Raw genomic sequence first — 17,105 nt, forward strand, 5'->3', positions numbered from 1 at the left:
GGCAAGGCATCGTGACGTCCAGGCAGTATCCTCAGTGCACTTACAGAAGCGAAGGGGAGGAACACCATGGCCGCCGTCGACCTGACCACCCACCCCGGGCACTTGGCCCGGCGCCTTCAGCAGGCGCACCACTTGCTGTGGACGACGATGGTCTCCGAGGAGATCACTTCCCCCCAGTTCGGCGTGCTCAACGCGCTCACGGCCGAGCCGGGCCTCGACCAGCGGACGGTCGGCGAGCGCGTGGGGCTCGACCGCTCGACCATCGCCGATGTCGTCAGCCGGCTCGGCCGCCGGGGCCTGCTCGACAAGGTCCGGGATCCCGACGACGGCCGCCGGTTCCTGCTGCGGCTCACCGACGAGGGCGCCCGGACGCATCGCCGGCTCACGGTGCGCACGGCCCGGATGAACCAGGTCTTCCTCGCACCGCTGTCCGCCGAGGAGCAAGCACTCTTCCTGACCTTGCTCCGCCGCGTCTCGGACGCCGCGGAGGCGCTGCGGACTCCGGAGGAGACCACGTCGGCGGGGCGCGAGGAGACCGCGTCGGCGGGGCTGTAGCGCCTACTCCACCACGAGCGGCACGTACGCGAAGGCCGTCGCCAGTTCGTCCTCGATGCGGGAAGCGGTGTCCCGCAGGGCCGGGAGCACGCGCTCGACGGTCTCCCGAGGTGTGCTCCGGCCCGCGTGCACGGCGACGTTCAGGGCGGCGACGACACGCCCGTCCCGGTCGTGCAGGGGTACGGCCAGGGAACGCAGCCCCTCTTGCAGTTCCTGGTCGACCAGGGCGTAGCCGTCCCTGGCCGCCGCGGCGACCGCGGCGGCGAGACGGCGCGGTGCGGTGAGGGTGTACGGAGTGAGGGGCCGCCGGTCGGTCCGGGCGATGCGGGCCGCGAGTTCGCCCGGGGGCAGCGCCGCGAGCAGGACGCGCCCCATGGAGGTCGGACCGGCGGGCAGGCGGGTGCCCGAGGTGATGTCGATGCGCAGGACGCGGGAGGTCGCAGCGCGGGCCAGATAGCGGATGTCGTCCTCGTCGAGAACGGCGACCGAGGCGGACTCGCCGAGGAGCGCGGCCAGTTCCGCCAGGTGCGGGCGGCTGATGTCGGTGAGGGTGAGGCAGGACAGCCGGGCGTGGCCGAGGTCCAGGACACGGGGCAGCAGACGGTACGTCGGCCCTCGGCTGTCCGCGTACCCGAGGTGGTGCAGGGTGAGCAGGGCGCGTCGCGCGGTGGCCCGGGACAGTCCGGTCGCCGCGGCGGCCGCGCTGATGGTCAGCCCGCCACCGGCGCCGCCGAAGGCGGACAGCACGGCGAGGCCACGCGCGAGGGACTCGAGGAACTCCATCCCCAGTTCGTCCTTGGACTCGCGCAGGTCCTGGGCGGTGGGCGCGGGGCGAGCGGCGGGCCGCGGCGACAGGCTCCGAGCGGTGGGCGCGGGGGGATCGGTGGGCCCGCCCGCCCGGTGGAGCGCGGCCTCCATCCGGCCGACGGCCGCTCGGAGCCGGGGCATGACATGTCCGGGGAAGTCGGCGGCCGTGTGCCGACTGGTGTGGGTGAGCACGCTGACCGCGGCCAGGATCCGGCCGGCGGGGTCACGGACAGGAGCGGCGACAGCCAGCAGGCCGGGCTCGATCCACTCCTCGTCGAGCGCCCAGCCGGCCCGGCGGGCGACGGCCGCGCGGGAGCGGAGGCAGCGCTCCGACTCGTCCTCCGCCGGGGCCTCGTCGCGGGCAGGCACCGCGGGGAAGCCCGCGTCCAGGAGGTCCGCGCGCCGCAGGGCACGCCAGGCGTCGAACTGCGCTTCCTCCCACCCGCCGGCCAGGACCACCCCGGCGGCGCTGCGCTCGGCAGGCAGCAGGTCCCCGATGTGGAAGGCCAGGTACAGGGCGCGGCGCCGGACGGCCTGAGTGATCAGCCGGGCGCCGTCGCGGTCCGGGACGGCCAGGGACACGGATTCGTCGAGTTCGTCGGCCAGTTCCACGACGTAAGGCTCCAGGGCGTCGACGAGGCCGCAGGAGGCGAGATAGGCGTTGCCGAGCTCCATCACGCGGGGGGTCAGGAGCACGTCCCGCCCGTCGGCACGGACGTAGCCGAGGCGCAGCAGGGTGGCGACGATGCGGTCGACGGGGGAACGGAGCAGGCCGGTGGCGGCGGTGAGGTCGCTGCGCCGCATCCGCGGAGAGGGGTTCGCGGCCATGGCGTGGAGTACGGCGAGGCCGCGCTCCAGGGGGCCGACGGCCTCTCCCGACATACCAGGGCCCCTTCGCTCCGTGTCTTTGATCAGTGAGTACGCGAAAGATACCCGGCCGCCCATTGACGGTCGCGACCGCGGTGACCCACACTCGGCCCCACCGCACAACGAAAGAAGTTTCGGCAGGCGAACATGGGTGGCGAGGTCCCCGGCGCGGACGGCCCCCTCCACTCGCGGCATCCGACAGAACCCTTCAGGAGCCCTTCCATGACCTCCATCACCCGTGGACTGATCATCGGCGGCCGGGAGATCCCCGCGTCCTCCGGCCGCACCACCCCCGACATCGGTCCCTGGACCGGGACCCCGTACGCGGAGGTCGCCGCGGGCACCCCCGAGGACGTCACCCGTGCGATCGACGCCGCCGACGCCGCCGCCGACGACTGGGCGGCGCTGGCCCCCACCCGGCGGCGCGCGATCTTCCTGCGCGCCGCCGACCTGCTGGAGTCCCGCACGCCCGAGGCCGTCGCGCTGATGGCCGAAGAGGTCGGCGGCGCCGCCCCCTGGGCCGGTTTCAACGCCGCGCTCGCCGCCGGGATCCTGCGCGAGGCCGCCGCCGCGATCACCCAGCCCACCGGGCAGATCCTCGCCACCGACACGCCCGGCGCGTACTCGATGCACGTACGCGTGCCGGTCGGCGTCGTCGCGGCGATCGCGCCCTGGAACGCGCCCCTGATCCTCGGCATCCGCGCCATAGCCATGCCGCTGGCCATGGGCAACACCGTCGTGCTCAAGCCCAGCGAGGACGCCCCGCTGGCCTGCGGCCTCTTCCTCGCCGACGTCCTGCACGAAGCGGGGCTGCCCGCGGGCGTCCTCAACGTCGTCACCAACGACCTCGCCGACGCTCCCCGGATCGTCGCCACCCTGATCGCCGACCCGCGCGTCCGGCTGGTCAACTTCACCGGCTCCACCTCCGTCGGCCGCCGCGTCGGTGTGCTGGCGGCCGAACACCTCAAGCCCGCCGTCCTCGAACTCGGCGGCAAGAACGCCCTGGTGGTGCTCGCCGACGCCGATGTGGACTACGCCGTGGACGCCGCCGCCTTCGGCTCCTTCATGAACTCCGGCCAGATCTGCATGTCCGCCGACCGCGTCGTCGTCCACCGCGACCGCGCCGAGGAGTTCACCCGCAAGCTCGCCGCGAAGGTCAAGTCCCTGCGCTACGGCGACCCATCCGACCCGGCCACCGTCGTCGGCCCGGTCGTCAGCGCCCGTGCCGCCCGGCGCGTCGCCGCACTCGTCCAGGACGCCACCGACAAGGGAGCGCGACTCCTGGCCGGCACCGGCCGGGTGGAGGGCGACGCCGGGGCGCTCCTTGCCCCCGTGGTCCTGACCGGTGTCACGAAGGACATGGACATCTACTACGGGGAGATCTTCGGCCCGGCGACCGTCGTGCACGTCGTCGACTCGGTCGACGAGGCCGTCGACCTGGCCAACGACACTCCTTACGGCCTGACCGCCGGTGTGATCACCGAGGACTTCGCCGCCGGTGTCGCGGTGGCCCGCCGTCTGCGCACCGGCATCGTCCACGTCAACAACCAGACCGTCGCCGACGAGCCGCAGGCGCCCTTCGGCGGCGTCAAGGACTCCGGCTACGGCCGTTTCGGCGGCCAGGCGGGCATCGACGCCTTCACCACCGCCCGCTGGATCACCGTCCAGGCACACGGTCACGCCCACTACCCCTTCTGACCTGGCACCGCTCCGCTCCCCCACCGCCTCCCCGGCCCCCGCGCAGCCCCGGCTCACCCCCAGCGAGCCGGGGCATCCTCATGTCCGCCTCGCGGGCGCGCCCCCGTGCGACACCGTGCCGCTTCCCTCCCGTGCCTTCCCAGACGCGAAGCGTTCACTTCCAAAATCCGGTACTCATGGGCGTTTTCCAGCCAAGAGATATGACCACACCGGCTCCCTTGATCGTGTGCTCAGGCAACTCGCGGCGCAAACGCCCCCAGGGCACCGGCGGTTTCCCGTCGTCTCTGCTGCAACGCGTTAGTTCGAGCACCCAGTGGATCAGAGGTACTCCTGCCCTTCCTCACCACTGCTAGACAGGCGGTGCATCATTTCCGCACACGTGCGAAGACTCGTCACGGCTGTCCTGACCCTGAGCCTCCTGGTCGCAGCCGGCGTCGCCCCGTCCTGGGCGGCCTCCCCCCGGGACCGTCCGCCCACCACGGCGGCGGCCGTCACCCCCGCGAAGGCCAGGACCGCCGCCGACCTGCCGAAGCCACCCAAGGCCATGACACTGGCCCAGCGGCGCGCCCAGGTCGCGAAGGAACAGCACCAACTGTCGCCGATGCGCGCCTATATGAACGCGCCCGGCAGGAAGCCCGAAGGCCGCCCGCACGGCAGGCCGGACCCGGACCGGGCGCGGCGCGGCCCCGCCGCCGTCCCGCCGCGCCGCCCGGCAGGTTCCCTCGCGGCGCCCGAGAACCCGACGTCGGTCTCGGCCTGGGCCAGCGCGTACCCAGCCATGCTGTCGATCGGCGGCCAGGTGAAGCTGCCCAAACGGGGTTCCACGTACAGCGGGATGTGGCTGTACGTCATGGACGAGGGCGGCGCCCCGGTCCACCAGTTGGAGATCAAGAAGGCCACGGACGACCCCAGGGGCGACACCCCGGGCACCGGCGCCTGGTGCTACGACTGGTGGTCGAGCAACTCCTACCCCACCGACCAGTGCTTCTGGTGGGCGGGCAACGAGCTGGGCGGCGCCCTGAAGGACGGGAAGAAGTACTACGCCTGGGTCTTCATGAACAGCTCCGACGGCTCGTCGAGCCCCGGCGGGACCACGTCCCCGCTCGTGGAGGCCTTCTACACCCCGGACATACCCGGCGCGCAGGCGGGCATCTGCAACTGCTACGCGCAAGCGCACCGCGCCGACCCGGTCAACACGGCGACCGGCATGTTCTCCCAGCAGCTCACTGACGCATCCCTGGTCGGCCCCGGTGTGCCCCTGGCCCTGGAGCGCACCTACCGCTCCGACTCCACCGCCACCGGGCTCCTTGGACGCGGCTGGGCGACACCTTTCGACGCGGGACTCACCCTCGCGACGGGCAGGGCGACGTACCGGACGGAGGACGGCGCTTCGTTCGTGTTCACCCAGAGCAGCGACGGCACATACACCGCCCCGGCCGGTTCGACGGCCAAGCTGGTCAGGAGCGGCAGCACCTACGCGGTCACCACGCCCGACCACACGCGGCGCACCTTCGACAGCGGTGGCCGGCTCACCTCCGTGGCCGACCGCGCGGACAAGGGCCTCAGCCTGACGTACGCGTCCGGCAGGCTCGCCTCCGTCGAGGACGCCGCCGGCCGCACCACCACCTTCACCACCGGCACCGACGGACTGCTGTCCAAGGTGGAGCTGCCCGACGGAGGCTTCGTCGCGTACGAGTACACCGGCGGGCTACTGACCTCGGTGACCGACCCGGCGGGCCGGAAGTCGGCCTACGCGTACGACGCGAACAAGCGCCTGACGTCCCTCACCGACCCGGCGGGCGGCAAGGTCACCAACGCCTACGACGGCGCGGGCCGCGTGCGGTCCCAGACCGACCAGAACGGCAGGACCACCGCGTTCACCTGGGACGGCAAGAAGAAGCAGGCGCACACCACGGCGCCCGACGGCGGCGTGTGGACCGACGTGTACTCCGGCAACGTCCTGATGGAGACCCTCGACCCGTACGGGAAGAGCATCACGTACGACTACGACCGCCGTCTGCGGCCCGTCACCATCACCGACCAGCGCGGCAACGCCACGACCATGACGTACGACAGCGCCGGCCGGATGCTCACCCGCGGTGCGCCCACCGAACTCGGCTACAAGGAGAGCTGGACCTACGACGGCTCGGGCAACATCACCAGCAGCACCGACGGCCGCGGCAACAAGACGACCTACGCGTACAACACGTCGAACCAACTCACCACGACCACCGACCCGGCGGGCGGCAGGACCACCTACACGCACACCCCGCTGGGATCCCTCGCGACGGTGACGACGCCACGCGGCAAGACCACGACGTACGGCTACGACTCCGCGGGCAACCGCACGTCGGTCACCACACCGCTCGGTGAGAAGTCCACGTTCACGTACGACAAGGCCGGGCGGATCCTGTCCAGGACGGACCCGCGGGGCAACGCCGAAGGGGCCGACCCGGCCGCGTACACCACCACGTTCGCCTACGACGGGCGCGGCCTGCTCACCTCGGCCACCGATCCGCTGGGCCGCACCACGACCTACACGTACGACGGCGCCGAACAGCTGGTGGCCGCGCGCAATCCGGCGGGCGACACCACCACGTTCGCCTACGACGACGCCGGGCATCCGACCCGCACCACCGACCCGTCCGGCAAGTCCGTCACGCGTACCTACGACACCGCCGGACGCCCGGCCTCCGAGACAGATGCCGCCGGCGGCAAGAGGACCTACACGTACGACAAGGCGGGCCGCCTGCTCACCAGCGTCTCGGCGCGCGGCAACGCCGCAGGGGGCAACCCGGCGGCCCACACGACCAGTTACGCCTACGACGCGGCGGGCAACCGCACCAAGGTCACCGACCCCACCGGCGCGGCCACCACCACGACCTACGACGCCCTCAACCGTCCGCTCGTGGTCACCGACCCGCTGGGCCGCACCACCGGCTACACCTACGACGCCAACGACAACGTCACCAAGGTCACCGACGCCGCGGGAAAGACCACCACGGCCAAGTACGACAAGAACGACCGGCACACCAGCGGCACCGACCAGCTCGGCAGGACCACCACCTACGCCTACGACGCGGGCGGCAACCTGCTCAGCCGCACCTCCCCGCTCGGCCACAGGTCGAGCTGGACCTACGACGGCGACGGCCGCCGGGCCACCTCGGTCGACCCACGCGGCAACGCCACCGGCGCCGACCCCGACCAGTACACGACCACTTACGGCTACGACCTCGCGGGCAACCCCACCAAGGTCACCGACCCGCTCGGCGGCGTGACCAACACCGCCTACGACGCCCTGAACAAGGTCGTCGAGCGCAAGGACGCCGACGGGCGCACCACCACCTACGGCTACGACAAGCTGGACCAGCCGACCGAGGTCACCGCCCCCGGTGGCGCCGTCACCGCCTATGACCACGACAAGGCCGGCAACATCGTCCGGCGCACCGACGCGAAGGGCCGCGTCACCACGTACGGCTACGACGCGGCACACCGACTGACGTCGGTCACCGATCCGTTGAAGCGCGAGACGTCGTACGCGTACGACGCCGACGGCAACCTCGCCGAGAAGACCACGCCCCGCGGCTCCACCACCCACACCCACGACCCGCGCGGCCTGCTCACCAAGGTCGACTACTCCGACTCCACTCCCGATGCCACCTTCGGCTACGACGACGCGGGCCGCATGGTCTCGCGCGTGAACGCGAGGATGTCCGAGGACTTCGGCTACGACGCGGTCGGCAACCTCACCAAGACCCGCGGCTTCGCCTACACCTACGACGCGGCCGGGCAGATGCTCACCCGCAAGTACTCCGACGGCAACACCCTCACCCACACCTACGACGACGACGGCCGCACCGCGACGACGACGGCCGACGGCAGGACCACCTCGTACACCTGGGACCCGGCGGACCGCCTCACCAAGTCCGCGCTGCCCAACACCGAGACCGAGGAGCGCGCCTACGACCGGTCGGGCCGGCTCACCGCCGTCACCGCTGCCAAGGGGGACACGACGGTCACCAGGACCGCGCTCGGCCTCTCCCCTGCGGGACTGCCCACGCGTGTCGACGTCACCCGCGCCGGGGTCGGCACCGGCGGCTGGGACCTCGGCTACGACGCGGCCGGGCGCCTCACCTCCGGCTGCTTCCCCCAGCCCTGGGCCGCCGGCTGCGCCGCCGGGCGCGCCACGACCTACTCGTACGACAAGGTCGGCAACCGCCTGACCGCCACCCTGGGCACGGTCACGACCGACTACACCTACGACGCGGCCGACCAGCTCACCGCCGCCACCACCGGCACCACGACCACTGCCTACGACTACGACACCGAGGGCAACCAGACCAAGAAGGGCGCCGACACCTACGCCTACGACCTGGCCGGACAGATGTCCGCCGCCACCGTCGCGGGCGCCTCCTACGCCTACGACCACGACGCGAGCGGCAACCAGGTCACCACCCGCAAGGGCGGCGATGTCACCTCCCGCACCCAGTGGGATCCCAACGGCGCCCTGCCGATCCTGGCGACCGAGTACGACAGCGACTGGAAGATCAAGCAGTCCTACCGCTACGACCCGCTCGACCAGCCCACCGCCACCAAGAACGCCGCCGGGGCGCTCTTCTACTACCACCACGACACCCAGGGCTCCCCGGTCGACGTCACCTCGAGCACCGGCACGCTCCACCAGCGCTGGGCCTACGACCCCTACGGCACCCGCGTGCTGGGCACGGTCACCGGCGGCGCCCCCGCGGGCACCCCGTCGTACACGGGCGCCCGGTACGAGGCCGGCACCGGCAACCTCGACCTGCACGCCCGCCAGTACGACACGACCACCGGCCGCTTCACCCGCCCCGACCCGGCTCCCCGGGGCCCATCGACCCCGTACGTGTCGCCGTACGCCTACGCGGACAACACCCCCACCCTGTACACCGACCCCAGCGGACTGACCCCGGTCCCGGGTGACGACGGCAACGGCAAGGTCGACAGCGTCGAGGAAGGGGCGCGGATCTTCGGAAAGGGCTTCCTCCGAGGGCTGAAGGCGCCCTTCGAGTTCCTCGGTGACGCGAAGGACGCGGTCACCGGGACGAACGGCGGCGCCGGTGCCTTCGTCGACAAGTACCTGCCCGTCCGTCCCGCCTACCGGCTCTACCGCAGCGAGCAGCTGCTCCGGCAGCAGGGCTGCGACGCGCTCGCGGACCTGTACGGCGAGGCCGGCGACGAACTGACCCAGCAGATCGCCCTCGTGGGCGTCGGCGGTCTCACCGGGTGGCGCCGAACCGCCGTCGCGCCCGAAGTACGCGGGCACAAGAACCCGACCCACGGCAAGGGTGTGGGCCCCGCCGCGGAACGCGTCCCCGGCGGCCGTCCTGACGGTCAGGCCGTCGTCGCGGGTCACGGCTGGTACGTGAGGGGCACCGGTGACACCCGGATGCCCAGCGGAACGTGGGGATACTTCTATGTGGAGGACGGAGTCGGCCTTCGCCAGTCGGTCGGCCTCGCGATCGAGAGGGGACAGAAGATCAAGCCGACGGAGATCGTCGGTCCCGGCAAGTCGTTGCCGGACTACACCGTGTCCCCCGGGGACAACCTCAAGATGATGAGCGGATCGATCACCGTCAGCAAGGACACCCTGCTGAGTGAGATCCTCAAACCCAACATGGGCCCGGTCCACCTGGCGATCTGCCGGAAGCACTGCGACCCACGGCGCTGAGGAGAGACGGATGACCTACTACCCCGACTTGTCCCCCTACTCCTATGACGATTCGCCCCGCGCGATGCTCAACGTGGGATGGCTCTCATCGGCGCACGAGTACACCAGGGGTGTGGTGGACGAGCGAGTGCTGGATGCCCTGAAGATCCTTTGCGTCGCCTACGAGAACCAGATGCGTGGCCTCCACCACTGTGAGTTCTGTGACATCGACCGTTCGTTCGTCCTCGGCGGACCGGCCGGCGACACGAAGGTCCTGCTCGGTTCGGCCGAGATCCGGGTGGAGGGAGCGGACGGCACTTGCTATGCCGCACCGGACCTGGTGCTCCACTACATCACGGAGCACCTCTACTGCCCTCCTGAGGACTTCTGCCGAGCAGCGGTCCGCGCGGTGGGGCTGGAGACGAACGGTGAGCTGACCGTGGTCGAGTAGTCGGGCCCACGAGACGAGGTGCGTGTGCGGGAGGCGCCCGGGGCCTGGCCCCGGGTGCCTCCCGCACTGACGTGGTGACACCCACCGCCGTCTCGTCGCACCCGGGGCGGCTGGGCGGCTAAACGGGCTGCACCGATTATACCCACTGTACCTATTAGTATGTACACTCGCCGGATGAGTACATCGGAGCGTCTGATCAGGTCCACGCGCGAGCTGTTGTGGGAGCGCGGCTACGTCGGCACCAGCCCGAAGGCGATCCAGCAGCACGCGGGCGCGGGCCAGGGCAGCATGTACCACCACTTCACCGGCAAGCCCGACCTCGCGCTCGCGGCGATCCGGCGCACGGCGCAGGAGATGCGCGCCACCGCGGAGGCGACCCTCGCCGGTGCCGGTCCCGCGTACGACCGGGTCGCGTCGTACCTGCTGCGCGAGCGTGACGTCCTGCGCGGCTGTCCGGTCGGACGGCTGACGATGGACCCGGACGTGATCGCCGACGAGGAGCTGCGGGCGCCGGTCACCGAGACCCTGGAGTGGCTGCGCGAGCGGCTCGCCGGAATCGTCCAGGAGGGCGTGGACGGGGGCGAGTTCAGCGGCACGCTCGACGCGGGCGAGGTCGCTTCGGCGATCGTCGCGACCGTGCAGGGCGGCTATGTGCTGGCGCGGGCGACGGGTTCGCCCGCGGCGTTCGACGCGGGCGTCAAGGGACTGCTCGCGCTGCTGGCGCCGCGTGCTTGAGCGCCGCGTGCCCTGAGCGTCCGGCTCGTCGGGATCGCGCACCGCGGGCCTCCCTGGCGGCTCCGCGGTGCCGATCAGGGCGGGCGACACCGTGTGGATCGAGCCGGGCGAACGCCACTGGCACGGTGCCGCGCACCGGCACCCGTACCCGCACCCCTCTCACCCCTGGAGCACCATGCACGCCAAGCAGTACGAGATCACCCTGCCCGCCGACTACGACATGGAGGTCGTCCGCCACCGGGTGGCGGTCAAGGGGCACCTCCTCGACGCCTTCCCGGGGCTGGGGTTCAAGGCGTACCTGATGCGTGAGCGCGGCGTCGACGGCTCACCGGTCAACCAGTACGCGCCGTTCTACCTCTGGAACACCATGGAGGGCCTCGGCTCGTTCCTCTGGGGCCCCGGGTTCCAGGGGCTCTGCGAGGACTTCGGGCGTCCGGTGGTGCGGCACTGGATGGCGCTCGGGTACGAGGACGGGGGCGCCGCCGGTGCCCGGCCGGTGGCGGCCCTGCGGCACCGCAGGGCCGTGCCCGACGGCGTACGGACCACCGACCTCGCGGAGGAACTGCTCAGAAGTGCGCGGGCGTTGGCGGAGCGGGACGGGGCCGTCGGCGTGGTGGTCGGCGTCGACCCGCGGCACTGGGAGGCGGTGACGTTCTCGCTGTGGGCCACCGAAGGCGCGGGGGGCGCGGCGGCGTCGGACGGTGAGCTGTTCCAGGTGCTGCACTGCTCCACGCCCGAGCTGGGGAGCCTCGCCCGGGGCAGGGCGTGGTGACGCCGGGGGCGCGGGAGGCGGCGGCGACGGGGGTGCGGGAGGCGGCGGCGACGGCGCACGGGAGCGAGGGCGCGGGCACCGTACGGACCGTCCTCGGGGACGTCGCCCCCGGAGAGCTGGGGGTCTGCGACGCCCACGACCACCTGTTCCTGACGAGCCCGCAACTCCCGGGCCAGGAGCTGGACTCCGTGACCTCCGCCGGGGCGGAACTCGCCGCCTTCCGGGCGGCGGGCGGGCAGAGCGTCATCCAGTGGACCCCACACGGCATGGGGCGGCGCGCGGCCGAACTGCCGGGGCTCGCACGCGCGGCGGGAGTGCACGTCGTGGCGGCCACGGGGTTGCACCAATCCGTGCACTACACGCCCGGGCTGCCGGCCGGACTGCGGGCGCCGGAGGACGCGCGTGCCGTGAACGGCGCGGACGGCGCGGACGGCGCGGATGCCACGAACGGCGCGGAGGTCACGGACTCCGCCGACGATGCGGACAGCGCCGACGCCACGGACCGCCTCGCCGCCCTGTTCGTCCGCGAACTGACCCGCGGTATCGGCGGCAGCGGTGTGCGAGCCGGGCTGATCAAGGTGGCGGGCGGTTTCCACGGTCTGGACGCGCACGCCCGCTGGACGATGGCGGCCGCCGCCGCGGCGCACCGCGCGACGGGCGCGCCGATCGCCGTGCACCTGGAACTCGGCACGGCCGCGCTCGACGTACTCGACCTGCTGTGCGGCGATGCGGGGGTGCCGCCGGGCAAGGTGATCCTCGGGCACCTCAACCGCGACCCCGACCCGGTGGTGCACGCACAGGCCGCGGCGGCGGGTTGCTGGCTGGCCTTCGACGGGCCCTCCCGCGCCCAGCACGCCACGGACTGGCGGATGCCGGAGGCGGTGCGCGCCCTGGCCGAGGCCGGTCACGGCGACCGGTTGCTCCTCGGCGGCGACACGACGACGGCCGCGGCGCGCTCGGTGGACGGCGGCCCGGGAATGCCGCACCTGCTGCGCCGGGTACGCCCACGGCTCGCCCGCGCCGTGGGCACGGAGCTGGTGGACCGGATACTGACGGTCAACCCGCAGCGGGCGTTCGCCGTCAGGTGGGCGCGGTGAGGGACGGAGCGAGCGGCACGGTGCGGGGCGGGACGGTGCGAGGGCGCGGGGAGAGCGCCCGGCCCCCCGGGCCCCACCGCTCACTCCTCACCGTTCACCCACCGCCCCGCCGCCCCGGTACACCGCCACCGCCGCCCGGGTCTCCTCGGCCACCAGGTCCGCGTTGATCTGTCCCGCCGCGGCCGCACCGGCGGCCGCGGCACCGCCGACCTGCGCGGACAGGTCGGTGACGTTGCCCGCGACCCACACTCCCCGCACCTCCGTGCGACCGGCCTCGCTCGGCACGTACTCGCCCGCCGGGTGCGGCACCGGTGCCAGGCCGAGCGCCTTGAGGAAGTCGACGCGCGCGACCATACGCGGCGCCACCGCCACCGCCTCGCGGGGCACCAGCTCCCCGTCGGCGAGCCGTACGCCGACGACGCGGTCGTCGACGATCTCCAGGGAGCCCACCTCGCCCTCGACGACCCGGATGCCGCGCGCGGCCAGCTGCTCCGCCTCCTCGGCACTCGGCGGCGCCATGGTGTGCGGGAAGAAGGTGATGTCGGCGCTCCACTGGCGCAGGAGCAGCGCCTGGTGCACCGAGAGGGGGCCGCTGCCGAGGACACCGATGGCCTGGTCCCGCACCTCCCAGCCGTGGCAGTAGGGGCAGTGCAGCACGTCCCGGCCCCACCGCTCGCGCAGTCCGGGCACGTCGGGCAGTTCGTCGGTCAGGCCGGTGGCCACCAGGACGCGGCGGGCACGCAGGGCCCTGCCGTCGGCGAGGCGGACCTCGAACCCGTTCTCGGCGCGCTCCACGCCTGCGACCTCCGCCGACACCACCTGCCCGCCGTATCCGCGCACCTCGGCGCGACCGCGCTCCAGGAGTTCGGCGGGCGGCATGCCCTCCCGGCCGAACAGTCCGTGCACCCCTTCGGCGGGGGCGTTGCGCGGGGCTCCCGCGTCGAGCACCACCACCGAGCGCCGGGCCCTCGCCAGCATCAGCGCACCGTTGAGCCCTGCGGCGCCACCGCCGATCACCACCACGTCGCAGCTGTTCACCAGTTGATCGTTCATATCCGAACACCTCCACGACCGACCTTGCAGGACGCGTACGCATTCAACAAACACACTTGCCGATATGGCAAACACGGACACTCGCCACTCCCCCTCCCGCGTCCACCCCCAGCCGTATTGCATCGGCCAGTCCAAAACGGCTACGGTACGGACATGGCCCGACCGCGGACTTTCGACGAGGAGCGGGCCCTGGACGCGGCGATGCGCGCCTTCTGGGCGAACGGCTACGAGGCCACCTCGACCCAGGACCTGTGCGAAGCCACCGGACTGGGCCGCAGCAGCATCTACAACACGTTCACCAGCAAGCACGACCTGTTCCGGCGCGCGCTCGCCCGCTACATCGACCTGATGAGCGTGCCGCAGGCGGAGATCTTGGAGGACACCGGGCGCTCCGGCATGGAGCGGATCCGCGCCCTGCTCACCCGGATCGTCGACACCGAGTACGAGTACCGCGAGGACGACGGCACCAGCATCGGCTGCCTCACCGTCAACACCGTCGTGGAACTGGCGCGGCGCGACCCGGACGCGGCCGCGCTGGTCGAACGCGACCTCGACATCCGGCTCGGCCTCCTGCGCGTGGCGCTCGACGCGGGCCGCAGGGACGGTTCGATCACCACCGGGCGGGACACCGACGCCCTGGCCCGGTTCGTCAACGCGACCATTGGCGGCATGCGCGTCTCCGCACAGGCGGGCGCGGGCCGCGCGGTCCTGGAGTCCATCGCCGACACCGCCCTGGACGCCCTCCACCCCTGATCCCACCCTCCCCGGCCGCTCCCCCGTGGATCTCGTGCGGCCAAATTCTGTACTGATCTGTCCAATACTTCGTCATCCGTTCACGCACCGCCCACGCCTCCCGAAGGAGCAGCCTCATGCCCCGCGCCGTATACGTCCTGGCCCTAGGCATCTTCGCCATGGTGACCAGCGAGTTCGTCGTCGCCGGACTGATGCCGCAGATGGCCGCCGGGCTCGACGCCACGATCCCCGAGATCGGCTATCTGATCACCGCCTTCGCCGTGGCGATGGCCTTCGGCGGGCCGTTCCTGACGGTCGCCCTGCTGAGACTCCCGCAGAAGCGGGCGCTGATGGTCCTGTTCGGCATCTTCCTCGGGGGCAACGTCCTCGCCGCCCTCGCACCCGACTACCGGACCATGCTCGTGGCCCGCGTCGTCACCGGCATCGCCTCGCAGGCCTTCTTCGGCGTGGGCATCTCCCTGGCCAGCCGCCTCACCCGCCCGGAGATACGCGGCCGGGCCGTCGCCGTGGCGCTCAACGGCCTCATGCTCGGCACGCTCCTCGGACTTCCATTCGCGACCGTCGTCGGCGAGCACCTGGGCTGGCGCGCGGCGTTCTGGGCCATCACCGCCCTGACGGCGCTCGCCGCGGCGGCCACCCTCGTCGGCGTGCCGCGCATCGAGCGGTCCGACGACGCGGGGTCGATCCGTGCGGAGCTGGGCGCCTTCCGCAGCCCGCGCCTCTGGCTGACCCTCGTCACCAGCACCTTCGTGATCGGCGCCACGTTCTCGGCGTTCAGCTATCTCAACCCGATCCTCACCGAGGTCACCGGGTTCGCCACCGGCACCGTGCCACTGCTGCTCGTCGCGTACGGCGCCGCCACGCTCATCGGCAACACCGTCGTGGGGCGCCTCGCCGACCGGCACACGCTCCCTGTCCTGGTCACCGGACTCCTCCTGAACCTCGGGTTCCTGGTCGGCTTCGCGCTCCTCGCCGACATTCCCGCCGGCGCGGTCACCATGATGCTCGGCATCGGCCTCGTCGGCGTCACCATGAACCCGGCGATGGTGACCAGGGTGCAGCGGGTCGGCAACACCCGACCGCTGGTCAACAGCGTCCACTCGTCGTTCATCACGGGCGGCATCATCATCGCCACGTCCGTCGGCGGCCCGGCCATCGACGCCTACGGACTGCGGGCGCCGCTGTGGATCGGCGCCGGGCTCGCGGTGCTCGGCCTGCTGAGCCTCGTACCGGAGGTGGGGCGGCGCACCGCCGCGGACGCCCCGGCCCCCGCCGGTACCGGCTCCCCCGTACGGGAACCCGTCGAGGTCGGCTGAGCCCCCTCCTCCTAGGGCGCCGAGCTAGCCGAGCGCCCCCAGGGGGTCGTCGAGCACCGGCTGCCACGCCAGCTCGGCGGCCCCCACCAGGCTGTTGTGGTCGAGGGTGCAGGCGAGGATGGGGACGCCGCCGCTGCGGCCCCAGAGGCTGCGGTCGGCGACGACGGCGCGCAACCGCTCCGGGTCGGCCTTCAGGAGCGCGCGGTGCAGCCCCCCGAGGATGATGCGGTCGGGGTTGAGGATGTTCACCAGGCCCGCGAGGCCAAGACCCAGCCGGTCGATCAGCTCCGCGGCGGCCGTGCGCACCGCGGGGTCCGCGTAGCGCTCGGCCAGCAGCCTGCGGGCCTGCTGGAGCAGGCCCTCGGGCCCTGGTTCGACACCCATGGCCGTGAGGAAGGCGAGCGGGTCCGTCTCCACGTCCAGGCAGCCGCGGCTGCCGCAGTAGCAGGGGCGGCCCTCCGGACGCACGGTGAGGTGCCCGACTTCGAGGGCGAGCCCCGAACTGCCCGTGTGCAGCCGTCCGTCGAGGACGAGGGCGCCGCCGACGCCGCGGTGCCCGGTCGCCACGCACAGCAGGTCCCGTGCGCCGCGGCCCGCGCCGTGCCGGTGCTCGGCGAGCGCGGCGAGGTTCACGTCGTTGCCCGTGAAGGCGGGGCCCTCGATGCCCGCGTCGCGTACGCGGTCGGCGAAGATCTCCCGGACCTGCGCGCCCGCGGGCCAGGCCAGGTGCAGGGGATTGAGGGCGGTGCCCTCGGGCTCGGCGACGGCCGACGGCACCGCGAGCCCCGCCCCCACACAGCGTCTTCCCGTCTCCCGCAGGAGCTGCGCGCCCGCCTCGATGACCGAGCCGAGCACCTGCGCCGGGTCGGCGCCGACGGTCTCGCAACCGGGCGCGGTCGCGACGATGTGACCGCCGAGCCCGACGAGCGCCGCCCGGAAACCGTCGGCGTGCACCTGCGCCGCGAGGGCCACGGGGCCCGTCTCGGCGACGGCGAGCCGGTGCGAGGGCCGGCCCTGGGAACCCGCGGCCGCGCTCGGCCTGGCGTCGATGCGGATCAGGCCGAGCGCCTCGAGCTCCGCCGCGACGGCACCCGCCGTGGCCCGGGTGACGCCCAGCTCGGCGGTGAGGACGGCTCGGGTGGGGGCGCGCCCGGTGTGGACGAGTTCGAGGGCGGGTCCGAGCGCGGTGCGCCCGCGTTCGAGTCGCGTACGCGTGGACAGATGTGCCTCACCCCGGGTGGCAGCCTTCCCGTTCATGAGGGCGAGTCTCCCATGATCCGTACGCCGCCTCGCCGTTCAGCCGTCATCCCGGCTT

Annotated in this window: 12 protein-coding genes and 1 pseudogene; 10 read left to right on the plus strand and 3 right to left on the minus strand. The window is 72.5% G+C overall.

What is annotated here, in order from left to right; all coding sequences use genetic code 11:
- The first annotated feature begins 66 nt into the window (after window positions 1-66).
- A complete protein-coding gene (locus tag ACH4DX_RS17095; RefSeq protein WP_398155668.1) occupies window positions 67-555 on the plus strand; it encodes a MarR family winged helix-turn-helix transcriptional regulator in 489 nt (162 codons plus the stop codon).
- 3 nt (window positions 556-558) lie between these two features.
- Here ACH4DX_RS17095 and ACH4DX_RS17100 read toward each other — a convergent pair whose 3' ends face one another.
- Window positions 559-2,244, minus strand: coding sequence for an IclR family transcriptional regulator C-terminal domain-containing protein (locus ACH4DX_RS17100; RefSeq protein ID WP_398155669.1), 1,686 nt, complete (start codon window positions 2,242-2,244; stop codon window positions 559-561).
- Between the two features lie 207 nt (window positions 2,245-2,451).
- Here ACH4DX_RS17100 and ACH4DX_RS17105 point away from each other — a divergent pair, with 207 nt between their 5' ends.
- The 7 genes and pseudogenes from ACH4DX_RS17105 (at window position 2,452) to ACH4DX_RS17135 (ending at window position 12,668) form a co-directional block, all read left to right on the plus strand.
- Window positions 2,452-3,927: an aldehyde dehydrogenase family protein gene (locus ACH4DX_RS17105; RefSeq protein ID WP_398155670.1), complete on the plus strand. Its 1,476-nt coding sequence runs from the start codon at window positions 2,452-2,454 to the stop codon at window positions 3,925-3,927.
- Window positions 3,928-4,471: 544 nt separating this feature from the next.
- Window positions 4,472-9,634: a DUF6531 domain-containing protein gene (locus tag ACH4DX_RS17110; protein WP_398155821.1), complete on the plus strand. Its 5,163-nt coding sequence runs from the start codon at window positions 4,472-4,474 to the stop codon at window positions 9,632-9,634.
- A 10-nt stretch (window positions 9,635-9,644) separates the two neighbouring features.
- On the plus strand, window positions 9,645-10,064 hold the full coding sequence (locus ACH4DX_RS17115; protein ID WP_398155671.1) for a hypothetical protein: 420 nt from the start codon (window positions 9,645-9,647) through the stop codon (window positions 10,062-10,064).
- 174 nt (window positions 10,065-10,238) lie between these two features.
- The gene (locus ACH4DX_RS17120; protein ID WP_398155672.1) at window positions 10,239-10,799 is read left to right on the plus strand and encodes a TetR/AcrR family transcriptional regulator; all 561 of its coding nucleotides are present in this window, start codon (window positions 10,239-10,241) and stop codon (window positions 10,797-10,799) included.
- 55 nt (window positions 10,800-10,854) lie between these two features.
- Window positions 10,855-10,938: pseudogene (locus ACH4DX_RS17125) on the plus strand (cupin domain-containing protein); the annotation flags it as partial.
- 36 nt (window positions 10,939-10,974) lie between these two features.
- Window positions 10,975-11,571: a DUF4865 family protein gene (locus ACH4DX_RS17130; protein WP_398155822.1), complete on the plus strand. Its 597-nt coding sequence runs from the start codon at window positions 10,975-10,977 to the stop codon at window positions 11,569-11,571.
- Window positions 11,572-11,603: 32 nt separating this feature from the next.
- Complete coding sequence (locus tag ACH4DX_RS17135) at window positions 11,604-12,668, plus strand: phosphotriesterase (RefSeq protein ID WP_398155823.1); 1,065 nt, start codon at window positions 11,604-11,606, stop codon at window positions 12,666-12,668.
- Between the two features lie 87 nt (window positions 12,669-12,755).
- On the opposite strand, the gene ACH4DX_RS17140 is transcribed toward ACH4DX_RS17135, so the two are convergent.
- On the minus strand, window positions 12,756-13,721 hold the full coding sequence (locus ACH4DX_RS17140; RefSeq protein ID WP_398155673.1) for an NAD(P)/FAD-dependent oxidoreductase: 966 nt from the start codon (window positions 13,719-13,721) through the stop codon (window positions 12,756-12,758).
- 153 nt (window positions 13,722-13,874) lie between these two features.
- Here ACH4DX_RS17140 and ACH4DX_RS17145 point away from each other — a divergent pair, with 153 nt between their 5' ends.
- Both ACH4DX_RS17145 and ACH4DX_RS17150 read left to right on the plus strand, forming a co-directional pair.
- On the plus strand, window positions 13,875-14,474 hold the full coding sequence (locus ACH4DX_RS17145; protein ID WP_398155674.1) for a TetR/AcrR family transcriptional regulator: 600 nt from the start codon (window positions 13,875-13,877) through the stop codon (window positions 14,472-14,474).
- Between the two features lie 116 nt (window positions 14,475-14,590).
- A complete protein-coding gene (locus ACH4DX_RS17150; RefSeq protein ID WP_398155675.1) occupies window positions 14,591-15,790 on the plus strand; it encodes an MFS transporter in 1,200 nt (399 codons plus the stop codon).
- Between the two features lie 24 nt (window positions 15,791-15,814).
- On the opposite strand, the gene ACH4DX_RS17155 is transcribed toward ACH4DX_RS17150, so the two are convergent.
- Window positions 15,815-17,047: an ROK family protein gene (locus tag ACH4DX_RS17155; RefSeq protein WP_398155676.1), complete on the minus strand. Its 1,233-nt coding sequence runs from the start codon at window positions 17,045-17,047 to the stop codon at window positions 15,815-15,817.
- Window positions 17,048-17,105 lie beyond the last annotated feature (58 nt).

Source organism: Streptomyces sp. NPDC017940 (assembly GCF_044328435.1).
Taxonomy (GTDB): Bacteria; Actinomycetota; Actinomycetes; order Streptomycetales; family Streptomycetaceae; genus Streptomyces.